Source organism: Oceanobacillus sp. Castelsardo (assembly GCF_001659985.1).
Classification (GTDB): domain Bacteria; phylum Bacillota; class Bacilli; order Bacillales; family Amphibacillaceae; genus Oceanobacillus.
This window is the reverse complement of record NZ_LYCS01000015.1, coordinates 1-17,553: the sequence shown is the minus strand read 5'-3', so window position 1 is coordinate 17,553 and position 17,553 is coordinate 1. Positions and strand designations below refer to the sequence as shown.

At 36.7% G+C, this 17,553-nt stretch carries 12 protein-coding genes, 17 tRNA genes and 1 rRNA gene; 24 read left to right on the top strand and 6 right to left on the bottom strand.

Annotated features, from left to right (window positions below; genetic code table 11):
* Window positions 1-130: 130 nt before the first annotated feature.
* The 4 genes from A9178_RS17400 to A9178_RS17385 form a co-directional block, all read right to left on the bottom strand.
* Window positions 131-736 carry a response regulator transcription factor gene (locus A9178_RS17400; RefSeq protein ID WP_068677540.1) on the bottom strand — a complete coding sequence of 202 codons (606 nt, stop codon included), beginning with the start codon at window positions 734-736 and terminating at the stop codon, window positions 131-133.
* A gap of 3 nt (window positions 737-739) precedes the next feature.
* A complete protein-coding gene (locus tag A9178_RS17395; RefSeq protein ID WP_068677538.1) occupies window positions 740-1,849 on the bottom strand; it encodes a sensor histidine kinase in 1,110 nt (369 codons plus the stop codon).
* An 18-nt stretch (window positions 1,850-1,867) separates the two neighbouring features.
* Window positions 1,868-2,995, bottom strand: a complete 1,128-nt coding sequence (locus tag A9178_RS17390) for a DUF418 domain-containing protein (RefSeq protein WP_068677536.1) — start codon at window positions 2,993-2,995, stop codon at window positions 1,868-1,870.
* 207 nt (window positions 2,996-3,202) lie between these two features.
* Complete coding sequence (locus tag A9178_RS17385; RefSeq protein ID WP_068677535.1) at window positions 3,203-3,850, bottom strand: TerC family protein; 648 nt, start codon at window positions 3,848-3,850, stop codon at window positions 3,203-3,205.
* 216 nt (window positions 3,851-4,066) lie between these two features.
* Here A9178_RS17385 and A9178_RS17380 point away from each other — a divergent pair, with 216 nt between their 5' ends.
* Window positions 4,067-4,756: an NUDIX hydrolase gene (locus A9178_RS17380; protein ID WP_068677532.1), complete on the top strand. Its 690-nt coding sequence runs from the start codon at window positions 4,067-4,069 to the stop codon at window positions 4,754-4,756.
* Here the strand turns inward: A9178_RS17380 and A9178_RS17375 are convergent.
* Window positions 4,721-5,566 (bottom strand): MBL fold metallo-hydrolase, encoded by an 846-nt coding sequence (locus A9178_RS17375; RefSeq protein ID WP_068677530.1) that lies wholly within the window; start codon window positions 5,564-5,566, stop codon window positions 4,721-4,723. The genes A9178_RS17380 and A9178_RS17375 overlap by 36 nt on opposite strands.
* Before the next feature lie 179 nt (window positions 5,567-5,745).
* Between A9178_RS17375 and A9178_RS17370 the strand changes: the two genes are divergently transcribed.
* The 5 genes from A9178_RS17370 to A9178_RS17350 all read left to right on the top strand — a co-directional run bounded on the left by A9178_RS17370 (window position 5,746) and on the right by A9178_RS17350 (window position 13,634).
* Window positions 5,746-8,961: a DEAD/DEAH box helicase gene (locus tag A9178_RS17370; protein WP_068677528.1), complete on the top strand. Its 3,216-nt coding sequence runs from the start codon at window positions 5,746-5,748 to the stop codon at window positions 8,959-8,961.
* Window positions 8,962-9,272: 311 nt separating this feature from the next.
* Window positions 9,273-9,413: a YpzI family protein gene (locus tag A9178_RS17365; RefSeq protein ID WP_068677526.1), complete on the top strand. Its 141-nt coding sequence runs from the start codon at window positions 9,273-9,275 to the stop codon at window positions 9,411-9,413.
* A gap of 120 nt (window positions 9,414-9,533) precedes the next feature.
* Complete coding sequence (locus tag A9178_RS17360; protein WP_068677524.1) at window positions 9,534-10,448, top strand: DMT family transporter; 915 nt, start codon at window positions 9,534-9,536, stop codon at window positions 10,446-10,448.
* Between the two features lie 163 nt (window positions 10,449-10,611).
* Window positions 10,612-13,161 (top strand): tetratricopeptide repeat protein, encoded by a 2,550-nt coding sequence (locus A9178_RS17355; RefSeq protein WP_068677522.1) that lies wholly within the window; start codon window positions 10,612-10,614, stop codon window positions 13,159-13,161.
* Window positions 13,162-13,289: 128 nt separating this feature from the next.
* The gene (locus A9178_RS17350) at window positions 13,290-13,634 is read left to right on the top strand and encodes a hypothetical protein (protein WP_068677520.1); all 345 of its coding nucleotides are present in this window, start codon (window positions 13,290-13,292) and stop codon (window positions 13,632-13,634) included.
* A gap of 131 nt (window positions 13,635-13,765) precedes the next feature.
* Here A9178_RS17350 and A9178_RS17345 read toward each other — a convergent pair whose 3' ends face one another.
* Entirely contained in the window at window positions 13,766-14,356 is a 591-nt protein-coding gene (locus tag A9178_RS17345; RefSeq protein WP_082918260.1) for an aminotransferase class I/II-fold pyridoxal phosphate-dependent enzyme, read from the bottom strand.
* A gap of 182 nt (window positions 14,357-14,538) precedes the next feature.
* Between A9178_RS17345 and A9178_RS17340 the strand changes: the two genes are divergently transcribed.
* From A9178_RS17340 to A9178_RS17255, 18 genes are all read left to right on the top strand, one after another.
* Window positions 14,539-14,613: transfer RNA gene (locus A9178_RS17340), tRNA-Asn, on the top strand.
* Window positions 14,614-14,617: 4 nt separating this feature from the next.
* Window positions 14,618-14,708 (top strand) — tRNA-Ser (locus A9178_RS17335).
* A 10-nt stretch (window positions 14,709-14,718) separates the two neighbouring features.
* A tRNA-Glu gene (locus A9178_RS17330) sits at window positions 14,719-14,793 on the top strand.
* A 103-nt stretch (window positions 14,794-14,896) separates the two neighbouring features.
* Window positions 14,897-14,972 (top strand) — tRNA-Val (locus A9178_RS17325).
* A 183-nt stretch (window positions 14,973-15,155) separates the two neighbouring features.
* A tRNA-Met gene (locus tag A9178_RS17320) sits at window positions 15,156-15,232 on the top strand.
* A 70-nt stretch (window positions 15,233-15,302) separates the two neighbouring features.
* Window positions 15,303-15,379 (top strand) — tRNA-Asp (locus A9178_RS17315).
* A 9-nt stretch (window positions 15,380-15,388) separates the two neighbouring features.
* Window positions 15,389-15,481 (top strand) — tRNA-Ser (locus A9178_RS17310).
* Window positions 15,482-15,682: 201 nt separating this feature from the next.
* Window positions 15,683-15,755, top strand: a tRNA-Phe gene (locus tag A9178_RS17305).
* 17 nt (window positions 15,756-15,772) lie between these two features.
* Window positions 15,773-15,846: transfer RNA gene (locus tag A9178_RS17300), tRNA-Trp, on the top strand.
* A 10-nt stretch (window positions 15,847-15,856) separates the two neighbouring features.
* Window positions 15,857-15,932: transfer RNA gene (locus A9178_RS17295), tRNA-His, on the top strand.
* A gap of 14 nt (window positions 15,933-15,946) precedes the next feature.
* Window positions 15,947-16,018: transfer RNA gene (locus A9178_RS17290), tRNA-Gln, on the top strand.
* Between the two features lie 6 nt (window positions 16,019-16,024).
* Window positions 16,025-16,101, top strand: a tRNA-Pro gene (locus A9178_RS17285).
* A gap of 15 nt (window positions 16,102-16,116) precedes the next feature.
* Window positions 16,117-16,189 (top strand) — tRNA-Ala (locus A9178_RS17280).
* Window positions 16,190-16,204: 15 nt separating this feature from the next.
* Window positions 16,205-16,278: transfer RNA gene (locus tag A9178_RS17275), tRNA-Met, on the top strand.
* Between the two features lie 10 nt (window positions 16,279-16,288).
* A tRNA-Ile gene (locus tag A9178_RS17270) sits at window positions 16,289-16,365 on the top strand.
* Window positions 16,366-16,675: 310 nt separating this feature from the next.
* Window positions 16,676-16,749, top strand: a tRNA-Gly gene (locus A9178_RS17265).
* A gap of 14 nt (window positions 16,750-16,763) precedes the next feature.
* A tRNA-Ile gene (locus A9178_RS17260) sits at window positions 16,764-16,837 on the top strand.
* 218 nt (window positions 16,838-17,055) lie between these two features.
* Window positions 17,056-17,553 (top strand): 16S ribosomal RNA (locus tag A9178_RS17255); the annotation flags it as partial.

Sequence of the window (17,553 nt, the reverse complement as noted above, 5' to 3'; positions counted from 1 at the left end):
CTTGGCATATTTTGAAATTGTGTTAGCTTAAAATTATATCAATCAAGTGAACAGCCACGGGGATAGATATACCGGCTTAATGTTACAGCAACCTGGTAAGCGACCAAAGGATCTGTCCCCACGGTATCTTTTAAATCCATCCCTTATTTGAAGCGATATGAACTGCCTGCTGCCTTGATTCTGCTTCTAGCTTCTGGATTGCAGAAGATAAATAATTTCGAATGGTCCCTTTTGTTAAATACAATTTTTTACTTATTTCATCTGTCGTCAAGCCTTCTTTTGCTAGAAGAAGCATTTCTGTTTCCCGCTCTGTTAGCGGGTTTTCTTCATTCTGAAATAGAATGGAGGTCAAATCATTACTTATCACTTTTTCACCTTTCATTACGCGACGGATAGCTTGAATTAAAAAGTCAATTGGTTCATCTTTTAGTAAATACCCATCTACTTTTGCCTTCATTGCTTGTTGTAAGTAACCTGGTCTGGAAAAGGTTGTTACGATGATAATTTTGCATGGATGGTTCATAGTTCGAAGTTTTAAGGCTAATTCAAGACCGGTTAGTCCTGGCATTTCGATATCGACAAGACAGATATCGGGATTGTGTTTTTGAATTGCTCTAAGAGCCTCCTCACCATCGGCTACCTCAGCTACGATTTCTAAATCATCCTCCATTTTTATTAATGTGGTGAAGGCACCTCTTAACATTTGCTGATCTTCTGCTATAACGATTCTCGCCATTTTTTACCCCTTTCCTAATGGAACTTCTAATATTATCCTTGTTCCTTTTCCGGTGGAACTGTGAATCGTACACGTTCCATTGATAGAGCGTAATCTCTCTTCTATAGACAATAGCCCATAACCGTTACGATGACTGTCAAAACGAACCCCTATTCCATCATCTTCCACGATTATGATGAAATTCTGTGGACTTGACTCCAATGTAAGTGAGCAACACATTGCCTGGCTGTGACGTATAATATTGGTGATGATTTCTCGGAAAGATAGGGATAGCATCGTTTCCTCCATTTTTGAAATAGACGGAAACGATTCCCCTTTTTGTATAACCATCTTTATATTTCTATCATGCAATTGCTTTTTAGAGTGTTCGATTTCATCTTCTAAGGAAATATATTTCATCCCGGTAACTAATTCCCTTACTTGTTTAATTGCTTTTCGAGAGGAGGATAAAATATCGCGAATTTCCTTTTTGGCAACTTCAGGGTCTTTATCAATTAATCTTTCCGTGAGTTCGCTTTTTACTTTAATCATGGTTAACGTCTGTCCGAGTGTATCATGAAGATCTCTAGCAATTCGGTTGCGTTCTTCCTCTTGAATATATTTTTCTAACATTTCATTTGCTTCATTTAATTCAACTTGTAAATGTTTTGATTTCTCTACGATATTTATAACGATTGGAAGGACCATTTGAAATATCATAAGTGGAAGAAGTATAGGATATTGAGAAAAAAATACGATACCACCACCATGAAAAATAACTGTTACAAACATTAGGGCTAATATTAAAATACCGAAGCCCATATAGATTTTCTCTTTTACTCTACCTAACATATCTGCAAAAATAAAACCGTATATAATCAGGGTATGATCAATGGATATAGTAAAGATAGTTACTATGACACAACCTACAAAAGTTGTTGTGATGAGTCGATAGTCACGTACCCACAGACTGATATAGTAGCATAGAAGGAAGCTAATAATGAGCATCATTTTAATTATAAACGATAATTCTGATTTTTGACTAAAAACCATATAGAATAAGAAAATAATCGATGCTACATCAATAAGTAAATACCGTTTAATTTGGTCTCTAGGATAAAAATTCGTGAACATAAATGTCACCTACTCAACTTATTTTTTGACCCCACTTAGTATTATTTTTCTTACTGTTTCTACTGGACCAAATTGAAACTTTTTCAGCCATAATGTTGCAAATAATATAAGGAAAATACAAATCATGAACCATATTAATATGATGGTGAAGGAATGGAGATTTCCACCTAGTCCAATCCCCCAACCGTAAAAGAGAATAGATGCAATAATATTTTGTGTGACATAGATGCTTAAAGACATTTTACCAACATTCTCCAACCTTTTCCATAACCAAAAATGCTCCCATTTTTCAACAACTATACTAATGAGCCCGATATATCCAATGGAAAGAATCGGTGCAAATACATAACGAACAGGAAGATCAAAAAGTCCGCCTGGAACGAAAATGAGCAAATTTAATGGCACCCCAATTAATAAAGCGATTTTTACGAATCGGCTTCTTATTTTCTTGCCATGTTCATGAGGTGAAAAGGCACCGATTCGCATTAGACGGACGCCTAATAAAAATAGAAAAATATTCATTGGAATAATAAAAATAGCTTCTATTCTAAGTGGTAATAGGTTGTTTATGCGATACTGCACCTGATCAAACCAAGTTCCATTTTGATAAAGGGAAATCACATCATGAAAACTGCCTAAAGAAACTTGAGCATTTAAACTAACGATGAAAATCAACAGGACAACAGCGATAAAAAGACTGCCAATTACTTGCATCGTATATTTAATCCATTTATCCCCTTTTTTTACAATGATGGCAACTATAATCGCTGTAATTCCATAACTCATCAATATGTCATATTCCATTACAAAAAGAAAGTGCATTAGTCCTTCCGCCATTAGGAATAATGAGGTCCATATATAGACACCGGGCCATGTGTTTCCTTTTCGTAGAGCCTGCCTGTATTTCAGTTCTAACCCGACGCCAAACATAATGGTTAGTAGACCGAGTAATTTTCCGTTTACGAGAAATAGTATCAGCATTCGCAAAAAGTCATCGAAATTCCACCAAGTATTTTGATGAAAAGTAGTAATAACGGTTAAATCACCTAAATGAGCAAATATCCAAATATTTGTCCCTAACGTCCCCAAAACAGCAAATCCACGTAAAATATCTAATAAGGCAATCCGTTTAGTCATATTCTCCACTCTTTTCTTGTTTAATTTAATTTCATTTTATTAGGAAACGGAAGAGCGGAACATTCATTCCAATCATGAAAAAAATATGACAGGTGTCATAAGTCATGACTTTTCCAGATTTTACTTAACAGAAGTTTTCAATGGGATTTAAAAAAGATGACTCCTGTTCAATACAGAAAATCATCTTTTGGATGCTGCATAGCCTTCTATTTTAGTTTAGCCTTGCTTTCTTTTAATCGCCCCTACAATGACTGTAATGACCGTAAGACCGATTAAAAATAAAGGTTTAGGGATACTGCTAGTTTGAATGAATACTTGAACTACTTCTTCTTTTACGATCATTTCTCCACCAGTCCAAGCAAGGAGTGCAGCCCCAACGAATACGACAACTGGAAATCTTTGAATAAGTTTTAAAATAAGTTCACTTGCTGTAAGTATAATTGGGATGCTTAAAATTATCCCAGCAATAATAAGAAGTAGATTACTATCGGCAATGGCTGCAATAGCAAGAACATTATCTAAACTCATAATGACGTCAGCAAAAATGATAATAGAGATGGCCTCTTGTAAGGAATTACCACTTTTTATTTGATCGTTTTCATGTTTATCGACCATGAGTTTATAGGCAATAAAAAGTAATAGTATTCCACCAATTAATTGAATAAATGGCATCTCTAATAAGTGTATCATTAAGAAAACAAATAATATCCTTAAAGCGATGGCACCTAAAGTTCCCCATTGAATGGCTTTCCCTTGAAGATCATTGGGAAGATTTCTACTGGCCATCGCAATGACGAGGGCATTATCTCCGCTTAGAAGGATATTGATAAAAAGAATTTCTAAGATTGGTTGAATAAATTCCATGTTTTGCCCCCTCAAATTTATATCGAATAAAAGCGCATAAAGACGATGAATTTATCTAATAAAACCTTGTCCAGTCGTCTTATTTCAAAAATATGAGAGGATAAATATGAAAAGAACTATTTTTAATTAATGTCTTTGAAAAAAATTAAAAGGGGATTTTACTTGATATGTGGAATATGTATTATATATGGTTTTACCAATTGAAGGAGGACATTTATGGTTGCAATACCAAAACCCGCATCTACCGTAGTTTTAATGGATAATGCATCAAGAATCTATTTAACGAAAAGACCGAAGACAATGAAATTCATGGGTGGTTTTTATGTGTTTCCGGGTGGGGGAATGGATGAGGCGGATCAATTTGTAAATGAAAAATATGTAAAGACGGAATTTAGAGATAATTCTCTTACTACCGGACATTACATAGCTGCCGTTAGGGAATTATTTGAAGAAGTAGGGATATTATTAGGCAATAGAGAAGATGGGTCTCCAGTGATATTACCGAAGAAAAAAGAACTAATATACCGAAACCAATTATTAAATAGAGAAATTACATTTGGAGAGATTTTAGAAAGAGAAGAAATATTTTTTAATCCCCATTGTTTATCATATATTGGACAATTAATTACCCCTAGTCAAAGCCCTATCCGTTTTGATACACGCTTTTTCTTAGCGATGCTTCCTCAAGGACAACAGCCACATCCGGATCGTTCCGAAATAGATGATGCATTTTGGATTGCCCCTGAAGAAGCGCTTGATTTATTTGAAAATAAAAAAATAAAACTTTCCCCACCAACCATTCTAACGCTTGAAGCGGTGATAAAATATATAAATGGTGGGGCACTTCATATATCCGCTTCTGAAATTGATTTATTGAAAATCCGGCGAAACATAACTGGATTTTGATTCGTTATATTGAATCAAATCCTCTTTTAAAAGTTTATCAAGATGTGCTTCTATTGTTTTTTGTGCAACTGGGAAAATACTAGGATGAATGCGATCTTGATAAATCATTTCTGTTAATTCTTTAGAAGTGACTTGTTGATGTTTTTCTAATAAAGTTAATATTTGTTGTTCACGCTGTAACCTGCGCTGGATAACAAAATCAATATGTTCATATGGTTGGTGTACCCAATTCCCATGTCCAGGACCAATTTTTTTGATTTTTAAATTCCTTAATCGACGAAGAGTTTGGAAATAATCTTTCATATCTCCACCGGGTGCTCCAATCCATGTGGTTCCTTCTGCGACAATATTATCTCCGGCAATAAGAATTTGTTGTGAGGGTATATAAAGACTTAAATGCCCTAATGTGTGCCCTGGTGCATGCATCGCAACGATTTCTTCCCCATCCACGTTTATGGAATCCCCATCTTCTATAAGCGTTATTTCTTCCCACGGAGAAATGGCGGATAAAACTTCTTCTTTTTCCTTTTCATGGCAAATTATAGTCGGTATCCAATGGATTAACATACGTACTCCGGCTGCATGATCCGGGTGAGCGTGGGTTAGAACAATTCGTTTTGGTGTTGCAAGTCGATGCTTTTTGATTTCCCATTCTAATAATTTTCTCGTAACCTCTGTATCATAACCCGCATCCACTAAAATAGATTCTTTTTCATTTCCAATAAGGTAAGAGTTTGTTGTCGTATGTGGCAATAAAGTTGGGGTTGGAATCGGAACGCGGATTACTTGGATTGTACTCTTTCTATTCACCTAATCCGTCCTTTCGATTAAAATAAATGCATCTTTCTATTCAAGTATAATATGTTGAGTATGGAATATTAAGACTCTTTTATTAATTAACAGTCTTTTGTTAGATCTTTCCTAATACTAGCAGCAATTTTTCGTTCATGATACATTGAAATAAAAAACCTTTAGAAAGGGGCACCCACATGCAACTAAAACTACATACAAGGAAAATCAAAGAACGATGTGGTACGGTCTCCTTTAAAAAGGGGGAGGCGTTTTTTCGCAACCAAAAAGTAATGATTGAGGAAGAATCGGAGAACGAGGTTAAAGCTACAGTGAAAGGCGTAGAGGATTTTCATGTTATGATACGAAAAGAAAATGGACAAATTAATGCGACTTGTAGCTGCCCTACCTTATCTTCTTTCCAGAAAGATTGTCAACACGTTGCAGCAGTATTTATTGCTTTACAACATCAAGATAATCGTGAGGAACCGCAAACGAGTGAAACAGAGGCAGGTATTTCGGATGAAATTGTGAAATTATTTCAAGATAAACCAATAATGAAAAGTGGTACACAGAACTACTTTGAAAATAGAATCACAATCTTTCCAACGTTTTTCTGTAAAGTAGTTCGAGGGAATCTTAATTATGACATGTTCGCAATAGAGATATCGATTGAATCTACAAAAATTAAAGATATTCGTGAATTTCTGGCTAAGATGAGAAGTGGGGAGTCGTATTTCGTTTCACAACAATTTACATACAATCCGGAAAAATATTGTTTTGATAAAGATTCGGATATGATTTTGCAACATCTTATTCGTGTAATGGATGACGAGAAAATATATCAACGTGCATTACCGAGTAATCCAAAGAGTAATCTTCCTAAACAACAAATCCTGATTCCAGTCTCCTTATGGGATAGTCTTGTTCCTTTGATAGAAAGTTTGAGTCATGTCACATTGGAATACGATCAACAACATTTTATTGGAATCCGTCAATCTGATGAATTACTTCCACTTGTATTTGAATTCGGTGATGAGAAAAAAGGATTTTCATTAAAAATTAGTGGATTACAGAAAATGAAACTCATGACAAAATATAATACTGTTTTATATCAAGGAAGACTTATTCGAATAAATTCTCTAGATATGGAACGGCTAGCAGAGCTTAAGCGAATGTTAGAGTTCTCTAAAACGGATAAAATCCCGATTCCTACAAACCAAATCTCATACTATATGGAAAAGTTGGTTCCAGCTCTAAGGAAAATTGGAGAGGTCCACTTATCTGGTTCCATTACAGACCAAATCAAAAAAAATCCACTGCAGGCGAAATTATATATAGATCGTTTGAAAAATCGATTATTAGTAGGATTGGAATTCCATTATAATCATGTCGTCATTAATCCATTAGAGAAACATGAAAAGCAAATTGGTACGATCATTATAAGGGACATGGAAAAGGAAGAAGAGATTCTTCAGCTTGTGGAAGAGGAAGGTCAATTAAACCAAACGGAGAGCGGATATTATCTCCATAATGAAGAATTGGAATATCATTTCTTGTATCATGTCTTACCGAAATTACAAAGGCTGACCCAAGTTTATGCTACTACGGCGGTAAGAAATCGGATTTTTCGTAAAAACTGGAAGCCAAAAATTAAGGTTAAACATCGTAAAGAAAGGACGAATTGGCTTCATTTTACATTCGATATGGATGGAATTCCACAAAGTGAAATAAAAGATGTATTAGAAGCATTAGAAGAAAAAAGAAAATACTACCGATTAAAAGATGGTACGTTATTTTCGTTGGAAACGAAGGAATTAGAGGAAATCGAACGCTTTTTGCGACAAGTGCCTCTTCAAGATGACGACCAATTAGAAAAAGGACTTGATGTTCCAATTGTTCAAGGATTGAGACTTTTAGATACTGTAGAAAGTGATGAAACACTATCGTATGAGGACTCGTTTCGGGAATTTTTAAAAAGAATTAGTGACCCTGATTCGAATGAATATAACGTGCCAGATAAGTTAGAGGGAACGTTGAGAAACTACCAGAAACAAGGATATCGTTGGATGAAGATGATGGCAAGTTTTGGTTTTGGTGGTATTTTAGCTGATGATATGGGACTTGGAAAAACGGTACAAAGTATAGCATACATTTTATCGGAACTCCCCGATATACGAAAGAGAAAACTTCCGGTACTAATTGTTTCTCCATCCTCTGTCACGTATAACTGGCTTTCCGAATTGATGAAGTTTGCACCTGAACTCGAGGCGATTGTCGTTGATGGAAAAAAATCAGATCGGATGGAAATTTTTCATAAAAGGGATCAAGTTGATGTCCTCATAACGAGTTATCCATTATTGCGTAGTGATATTCGGATGTATGAGAGGGAAAACTTTCATACGATATTCTTTGATGAAGCACAAATGTTTAAAAATCCTTTAACACAAACCGCTCGTTCAGTTAAAAAACTACAAGCTGACCATCGTTTCGCATTAACAGGAACCCCAATGGAGAATGCCCTTGAGGAGCTTTGGGCGATTTTTCATGTTGTCTTTCCGGAATTGTTTTTAGGGTTAAAGGAATATAGTAAATTAACGAAAAAACAGATAGCAAGAAGGATTCGACCGTTTATGTTACGAAGGGTAAAAGAAGATGTATTAGAAGAATTACCGGAGAAAAAGGAATCTGTAGAGTATAGTGAATTATACCCTGAACAAAAAACGCTTTATGCAGGATATTTAGCAAAGTTACGGCATGACACATTTAAACATTTGGATAAAGATACGATTCGGAAAAATAGGATTAAAATTCTTGCAGGTATAACTAGACTGCGACAAATATGTTGCCATCCAGTATTATTTGTCCATGATTATAAGGGAAGTTCCGCTAAATTTGATCAGCTTATGGAAATTGTAGCAGAAGCAAAACAATCCGGCAGAAGGGTTTTAATCTTCTCCCAATTTACAAAAATGTTAGATCTCATTGGTAAAGAATTCGTTAATCAAGAAATTCCTTATTTTTACTTGGATGGACATACTCCTTCACGTGAGAGAGTAACGTTATGTAATCAATTTAACCAAGGGGAGCGAGACTTTTTTCTCATATCGTTAAAAGCTGGTGGAACGGGACTAAACTTAACAGGTGCTGACACGGTTATTTTCTACGATAGCTGGTGGAATCCTGCTGTAGAGGAACAAGCTGCTGACCGAGCACATCGTATGGGGCAGAAGCATACGGTTCAAGTTTTGAAACTTATAGCAAAAGGAACCATTGAAGAAAAGATGAACGACCTTCAGGAGAGAAAGCGTCATTTGATAGAAGAAGTGATTGATCCTGAAGATAGCATGTTACAAACTTTAACCGATGACGATATACGGGACTTACTGAAAGAGGTTGTTCAAAAAGTCCGGTGAAAATGACACTTCGCATTTCTTTGTTGGCTAGCTTTTCCGCTCCTCATGTACCCCTTTTAATGTACATTCCGCTCCTTGGAAAAGAAGAACACTTTTCCTACGTGCGATGCGGAATCGGAGAAGCTTTACTTATGCTCAAAGCTACGCCGCCTCGAATTGCGACGCACAGGACGTGTTAGTGTCGGCGTTGCAACAGGACGTTGCGCATTTAGCCGACCTTGGTCCTTTTCATCCTCCATTTTGATCGCCTATTAAAAATATGAATAAAATCCTTAAAAAAACTCATGTTAACATGAGGAGGTGTTGTTCATATGGGTAGAGATCGTCAAGAAAAAAAGCTAAAGCAAAGCGGTAGAGTAGAGTCAGACCGTGATGTAGGGCTTCGTTATAAAGGTGCAACAAAAATGTCTAGCCCCGAAGAAGCAAGAAGATTAAATGATGGACATAAGTAAAATTAGTAAAGTCTCTCAACGATTGAGGGGCTTTTTTCTTTTTGTAGAGTAGCAGCTTCTTGAGTTGCAATCTAAATAAGTGTACCCTTGATTTGAGTAGGGGATGAAAGTGGGGATTGAATGAGGAAGTCACTTGTATATGTTCAGTTACTTTTGGTAATGATTATGTGGGGATTTAACGTAATCGCAATTAAAATTATTGTAGGGGAATTTTCAGCTGTAACAATTACTTCTTTCCGAATTTTTTTAGCAGCAATCATTGTATGTTCTGTTTTAATCGTAAAAAAACAAATACGTATACCAAATAAGAAAGAGTTTTTATATATTATTCTAGTATCCATCACTGGCGTTTTAGGTCACCATTACTTTTTATCTGTTGGTTTAACACAGACAACAGCTTCTAATTCTGGGCTTGTTTTAGGGACTGTACCGTTATTCACAGCAATTCTCGCTACCATTATGTTAAAGGAAAAGTTATCCTTAATTAAAATAATCGGTATTGTATTTGGATTATTAGGTGTTTCCACAGTCATTTTAATAGGGAATACAAATGGGGTAACGTTTAATATAGGGGATATTTATATATTCTTTGCAGTACTTTCTCAAGCGATAAGTTTTATTTACATAAAAAAAGCAACAGAAACAATGGGAGCTATATTCGTTACGGGATTAACGTTATTAATAGGATCCTTTTTATTATTTGGTTTAAGTCTTGTTTTAGAACCAAATGGTCTTCAAAGTTTAAAAGATGGAACGGCTGCAGGATGGTCTGTCTTTCTGGCGTCCGCTATTTTTGCTACAGCAGTAGGACAATTTCTTTATAACCATGCCATTCAATATATTGGACCAGGAAAATCATCTATTTTTATGAATTTATCGCCATTCTTTGCATTAATCGGATCTTTTTTCTTTTTGGGAGAGAGCATATTTGTAGCACATTTCTTCGGTTTTATTTTAATTGTAACTGGGGTACTACTCGGTTCGGGAATTGCTGATAGATTTATATATAAGAAGGAAGAAAGAAATGTATCGTAGTTAAGTAGGTTAGTGGGATTGTTATAATAACGATAAAATTAGAAGTCTCTCATGAATGGGAGATTTTTTTATTCATAATTTTAATATGGAAGAATACATATGGAAAAGGGGTTTATACGTTTTAATACTACCTTTAATTATATCGTTATAGTGAGGGATGAAGATGGCAATGGATCATCAATTAAAGACAAAATCCTACTACAAAACCTTTTTAGAAGGAAATGATGAGAAACAAGCTCTACTAGTTTTAGGGGAAAAATATGTAGCAGAAAGGCAAAAAGAAGTATTTGATTTATCAAAGATTCGTTTTGTTCAAGGAGAAATATATTATTTAAACAAGGATTATGAAGCTGCGATTTTCAAGTGGGAGAACGTGTCCAATGAGTTACTTCCTTGGGCTCAAAAGAATATTGCCGATGCCCATTTACAATTAGATTTTTTAGCGATTGCCGAAGAATATTATAAGGATATTCAAACTGACTCTAAGGTATTGCAAATGGAAATTTTATTGCAATTGTTTCTTCTTTACGTTCAACGAGGTCGGCTGCTTGAGGCAAAAAATACGATTCAGAAAGCCGTTAACATAGATCCTGATTATCCAGACGTAACAAAAAGAGCAAGAGCGTTTTATGAAAAGGAGGAAAGTTGGCGGGAGGCGTTCCACCTTGCTGAGAAGGAAGCGGTTCGCACGAAGTCTCTTCATTGGTTTCGTGTATTGAAGACATATGTGCAAAAGGGATTCGTACAGGACAAAGAGCCAAATTATTTTTATCCTACATTAACTGAATTGTATATGATTGACAAAAAATGTTACGAACAGTTAGTCATCGCGCTTTGGGATCATTATAAAGATACGAAGCAATATTTTTCATGGCTGCTCGAAATAAGTAAACAATCTCTGAGCTTCGAACCGAGTGCCGAGTATGAGTGGAAGGATTTACGAAAGCTTTATAAAAAAACATTTGCAGAAATTATGAGTAGTAATTATTCCGTTAAAGAAATATCAAATGTCGTTCCTAGTTTAATCCTTAACTGGTTTCGAATTGCTAAAAGTGAGGATGAAAAGCTTGCTGCATCAGCTTTAGTGGTATGGGATGAATTGTATCCTTTTCATATTGATAGAGTGGAAGTCGAGAATGCAAAGGATTTATTGCTCCATTATTCTACCGATTCAACTCAAATTTTACATGAAACAGTGAACTTATTTGAATTAATGGCTGGTTGGGCAGACGAGAAAGGGATTATTTTAGATTCACATTTAGGGGAGAAAATGAAGCAACAATTGGATTTACAGCATTATTATGTTCTGATAGGTGGAAATAAATCGTCCTTACTTGATAAATGGAAATTAAACAAAACATCTAAATCATTGCTTCCAATGGAAACAAACAAAAATAATAATGGCCTCATTCAATGTAAAATATCGATGTTTAAAAATAATGAGATTAATATAATGGAATCGCCAGGTCTTTTAGAACAATCATTAGCCGATTTGGTTATATACATTGTAGAGAAAGATACAGATATTGATGAGGCTATTCAAATGCAGGGACAGATGCCGGAAATCAATTTTCTATTTTTAATAAACAATGAATTTAAAGATGCTGATTTTACGAAAAAGATTAAAAAGCAGTATCCAAATGCAGGTATAATGAATCTCCATGAAAATACGAGTAATCTATGGACGGAGATTATATCAGCTATAAAATTACAAGATTTTAGTGTAGAAGAGGAGAGAGCAACCAAAACATTATCCTTTCTGAAAAGGTTTCTTTGTTTTTTACTAGATAAACGGAAAGAGTTAGAAAATAATTATTTAGATACAATTGAGAGAAACGAAGAAATCGTCGAGAGATTATACGAAGCTATTCGCCAATTGAATGATCTTCAAAATGAAAAGATCGGTGTATTAAAAAATAATTATCGTTTTATTAAACATGAGATAAGAGAAAATATGTTAAAAACAATTCCTAAGATATTAAGGGAATGTGCGGATATTGTTTCAAAGGATAGTGATTTTGAACAAATTCACGTTAATTTGAATGATGAAATGAATCAAAGGGTGAATGATTACGTAAATGAAGATATATTCCAAGTATTTCATTTTGCAATGGATGAATGGATAAAAGAGAGTGAAAGGGAGCTTAAGGATTCTAAGGATAGTTTAGACGAAATTAGTACAAATTTTAATCAAATGTGTGGGAAAGAGAAGATGGTATTTGATTGCGATTTACGTGTACTAGATGACTGGGCTCGTGATGTAGAACGAATGTGCCATGGAAATGTGCAACTGGAAGAAGCCAATATATTAATGCGATCGGGTTCTTCACAGTTTTTAATGAAAGGGGCAGGGAGAATTTTTGGATCCATTCCGCAAAAGAATAAGAATCTCGTTTTTAAGAAATATAGACAATTCATAGAAACGAAAGATTATAGTGAAATAACAAAATCGATAACTGATCGATTTATGTTACAACTTGATCTTTTTGAAAAATCCATTCAACGTGACATAGAAATGTTTTTCAAGAATGCGTTTCATAGTTTAGAGGCGGTTATAAAAGAATTGGAAAAGGAATTGAGTAAGGAGAAACAGTTATTGTATGAAATGAGCAACCAGCCAGAAATTTATAAAGATCCAATAACTTTGTTTGAATTCAAAGTTCGCCAGCTTCAAATTTTGCACGGGGTTATAGAACCAGTTCATGGATATTAATAGTATAAGAGAAACGAACACACTTCGCTAATGATGAGCAATGTGTTCGTTTTTCTAATGTGTTGTATTTTCATGTTAAAATAAAAATACAAATAAATTTAAATGAAACGGTTAATAGGGGTGTGTAAATGGGGACTTCTGATAAGGAGTATATTCTCCAATCAATTCCTAGTAGAGAAAAAGAAACGTATTATCGGCTAACAAAGCTAAGTTTAAGAGAAAAACATTTAATGTGGAAATTAATTCGAAATACGAATATAGAAGGCATTACCATATATCAAGGTTCAATAGAAAATGTGCATCGTTTACTCTTATTGGAATTAGTAGCGACAAATCCGTTATATAAAACAAAAGAGGGAGAAATTAGTTTATTTATCCTCCGAGACACTCCATATTTATTACGATTACTACGAAAAATAGCTAGAGGAAATAGGGAGAAGAGCATCAGGAAAAATGATAAGGAAAATGTTTAAGTAAGATATAAAAAGGAAGGACAAGCTAGAACCTTCCTTTTCTGTTATTAAATTGAAAATAGGTTACTATTTTTAAAGTTAGTTACAGCTTTTCTCAATGTTTCTTCGTTTTGTACAAGGGCAATTTGAACTTAGCCTTCACAAGATGGTCCAAATGCATTTCCGGGAGTTACAACAATTCCTGCGTCATCAATTAGTCGATATGCAAAGTCGGTGGATGTATAGGAGGATGGGACTTTTGCCCTGAAAAACATAGAGGCTTTCGGAGATTCCACTTTCCAACCTATTTCATTTAATCCATTTACTAAAACATCTCTACGATTTTTATACGTTTTTCTTAAATCGCTACTAAAATTTGATTTATCGTTCAAAGCATGTATCGCTGCTTTTTGGATTGGAATAAAAACACCATAGTCAAGGTTTGATTTTAAACGATTTAATCCTTTAATAACGTCTTCGTTACCAAGTACGTAACCAATCCGACATCCTGCCATATTGAAACTTTTTGAAAGAGAATTAAATTTAATTCCAACATCCCTGGTGCCATCAATGGACAAGAAACTTATCGGCTTTTCTTCATAATAAAGCTCCGAATAAGCAAAATCATGTAAGATAACAATTTGATGTTTTTTCGCAAATTGTATTACATGATGAAAAAATTCTTTAGTAGCGATTGTCGGAACAGGATTTCCAGGAAAATTTATATTTTCATTTTTTTTCATGAAATGTATTGACTTATTTCGAAAGTCGTTTTATCATAGATTTTGCTGTTGAAAAACATTACATAAGTTAAAGAAAAATAAAATATTATAAGATATTGACTGTTAAAATGATTTATGCTAATGTATATAACTGTCACATTTAATTTTTTGGCGGCTTCACAAGTGAATTACGGTTTAATTATTCCACAGTAGCTCAGTGGTAGAGCAATCGGCTGTTAACCGATCGGTCGTAGGTTCGAATCCTACCTGTGGAGCCATTAGGGAGAAGTACTCAAGAGGCTGAAGAGGCGCCCCTGCTAAGGGTGTAGGTCGCGATAGCGGCGCGAGGGTTCAAATCCCTCCTTCTCCGCCATAAAAACTATGGCCCGTTGGTCAAGCGGTTAAGACACCGCCCTTTCACGGCGGTAACACGGGTTCGAATCCCGTACGGGTCACCATTTTTAATAAAGGCATGTTAAGTACACGACGTACTTGGACTGCGAATGCTTGTACTACTGTAAAGATTTGTCGCAAAACATGCACTAACACATTCTGTTCGTCGGAGGATTAGCTCAGCTGGGAGAGCACCTGCCTTACAAGCAGGGGGTCACAGGTTCGAGCCCTGTATCCTCCACCATCAATGCTTTAATAGAATTTTCCCTTATATCGCGGGGTGGAGCAACGAGCGTTACTTCTACCGAATAAACCGCGAGTAACCTCGAAGCATCTAACACCATCGATTATGCTAGTAGATGAGAGGTTGCATCTTGAGAGATTAATTAACCAAGATGTATGTTGAAAAATTAATATCACTTCACATCGCGGGGTGGAGCAGTCTGGTAGCTCGTCGGGCTCATAACCCGAAGGTCGTAGGTTCAAATCCTGCCCCCGCAACCAAATTATTCATTTGTGCATATCTGGAAAAATGCGAAACCAGTTTTACTAAAAGTTTTCATTTATAAAAAATGGTCCGGTAGTTCAGTTGGTTAGAATGCCTGCCTGTCACGCAGGAGGTCGCGGGTTCGAGTCCCGTCCGGACCGCCATTTAAAAATGGAGGTATACCCAAGTCTGGCTGAAGGGATCGGTCTTGAAAACCGACAGGCGGGTCAAACCGCGCGGGGGTTCGAATCCCTCTACCTCCTCCATGCATAAGAAATGGCCCGGTAACTCAGTCGGTAGAGCGAGTCGCAAACACCATCGAATTTGCTCCTAATTGCAGACTTGCGAGGAGTGTAACTTCACAGAAACTACTTGCAACACGACGAGCAAATGTCTTTCTTCTCTGAATAGGCATCTTACTATTGGATTGCGAGAGCTAAAAGAGGGTTTAACTTCATTATTAATACGGCTCGGTAGCTCAGTCGGTAGAGCAACGGACTGAAAATCCGTGTGTCGGCGGTTCGATTCCGTCCCGAGCCATCACAAATGAATGTCAAAGGGGTATAGTTTAACGGTAAAACTACGGTCTCCAAAACCGTCAATGTGGGTTCGATTCCTACTACCCCTGCCATATTCTTATGGCGGTCGTGGCGAAGGGGTTAACGCACCGGATTGTGGCTCCGGCACTCGTGGGTTCGATTCCCACCGATCGCCCCATTATTTTTGATTATTGGGCTATAGCCAAGCGGTAAGGCATCGGGTTTTGATCCCGTGTATCCTAGGTTCGAATCCTAGTAGCCCAGCTTATTCGGGAAGTAGCTCAGCTTGGTAGAGCACATGGTTTGGGACCATGGGGTCGCAGGTTCGAATCCTGTCTTCCCGACCACTAAATAAATGTTTTGGGGCCTTAGCTCAGCTGGGAGAGCGCCTGCTTTGCACGCAGGAGGTCAGCGGTTCGACCCCGCTAGGCTCCACTCTATCTTTAATATGGCGGCGTAGCTCAGCTGGCGAGAGCGTACGGTTCATACCCGTGAGGTCGTGGGTTCGATCCCCTCCGCCGCTATTCATATTAAGGACCCTTAGCTCAGTTGGTTAGAGCTATCGGCTCATAACCGATCGGTCGCAGGTTCGAGTCCTGCAGGGTCCACCATTTCTATTAATATATCTTAAATAGTTTTGTCTGCTTATAATACTTTTATTAAATAATCAATAATATTCTCCGAAGTGTTTAGCTCCATGAATATGTTTGTGGATGGAGAGGTATATTGTTTGGGACTGAATTAAAGGTATAAACTTTATTATATATGCGGGTGTAGTTAAATGGTATAACCTCAGCCACGAGCGATACTTCTACCGAATAATCTGCGAGTTGCCTCGAAGTATTCACTTCTTTGAATTGGCTTGTAGATGGAGAGGCATGTTGGTCGGGACTGAAAACAAAATACAATTTCATTTTATATGCGGGTGTAGTTAAATGGTATAACCTCAGCCTTCCAAGCTGATGTCGTGGGTTCGATTCCCATCACCCGCTCCATTATCTGAAATAATGGGCCTGTAGCTCAGCTGGTTAGAGCGCACGCCTGATAAGCGTGAGGTCGGTGGTTCGAGTCCACTCAGGCCCATCCAACTAAATGAGTTGGGGAAATTCAAGAAATGTTTTCAAAAAAACATTGACAATGATATATCGAATATGATATATTATAAAAGTTGCTTTTAAAATACAACATAGAAATTTGCTCTTTGAAAACTGAACAAAACAACCAGTATGTCAAGAAATAGAGGTATTTAACCTCGAAAAGCTAAGATTTTCAAATTGATTGATGTCAATTTGGACAAACTTTTTTTGGAGAGTTTGATCTTGGCTCAGGACGAACGCTGGCGGCGTGCCTAATACATGCAAGTCGAGCGCTGGAAGCTACTTTCATCCCTTCGGGGATGAAAGTAGTGGAAAGAGCGGCGGACGGGTGAGTAACACGTGGGCAACCTACCTGTAAGACTGGGATAACTCGCGGAAACGTGAGCTAATACCGGATAACACTTTTTATTGCATAATAAGAAGTTTAAAAGGCGGCGTAAGCTGTCACTTACAGATGGGCCCGCGGCGCATTAGCTAGTTGGTGGGGTAAAGGCCTACCAAGGCGACGATGCGTAGCCGACCTGAGAGGGTGATCGGCCACACTGGGACTGAGACACGGCCCAGACTCCTACGGGAGGCAGCAGTAGGGAATCTTCCGCAATGGACGAAAGTCTGACGGAGCAACGCCGCGTGAGTGAAGAAGGTTTTCGGATCGTAAAACTCTGTTGTTAGGGAAGAACAAGTATGATAGTAACTGATCAT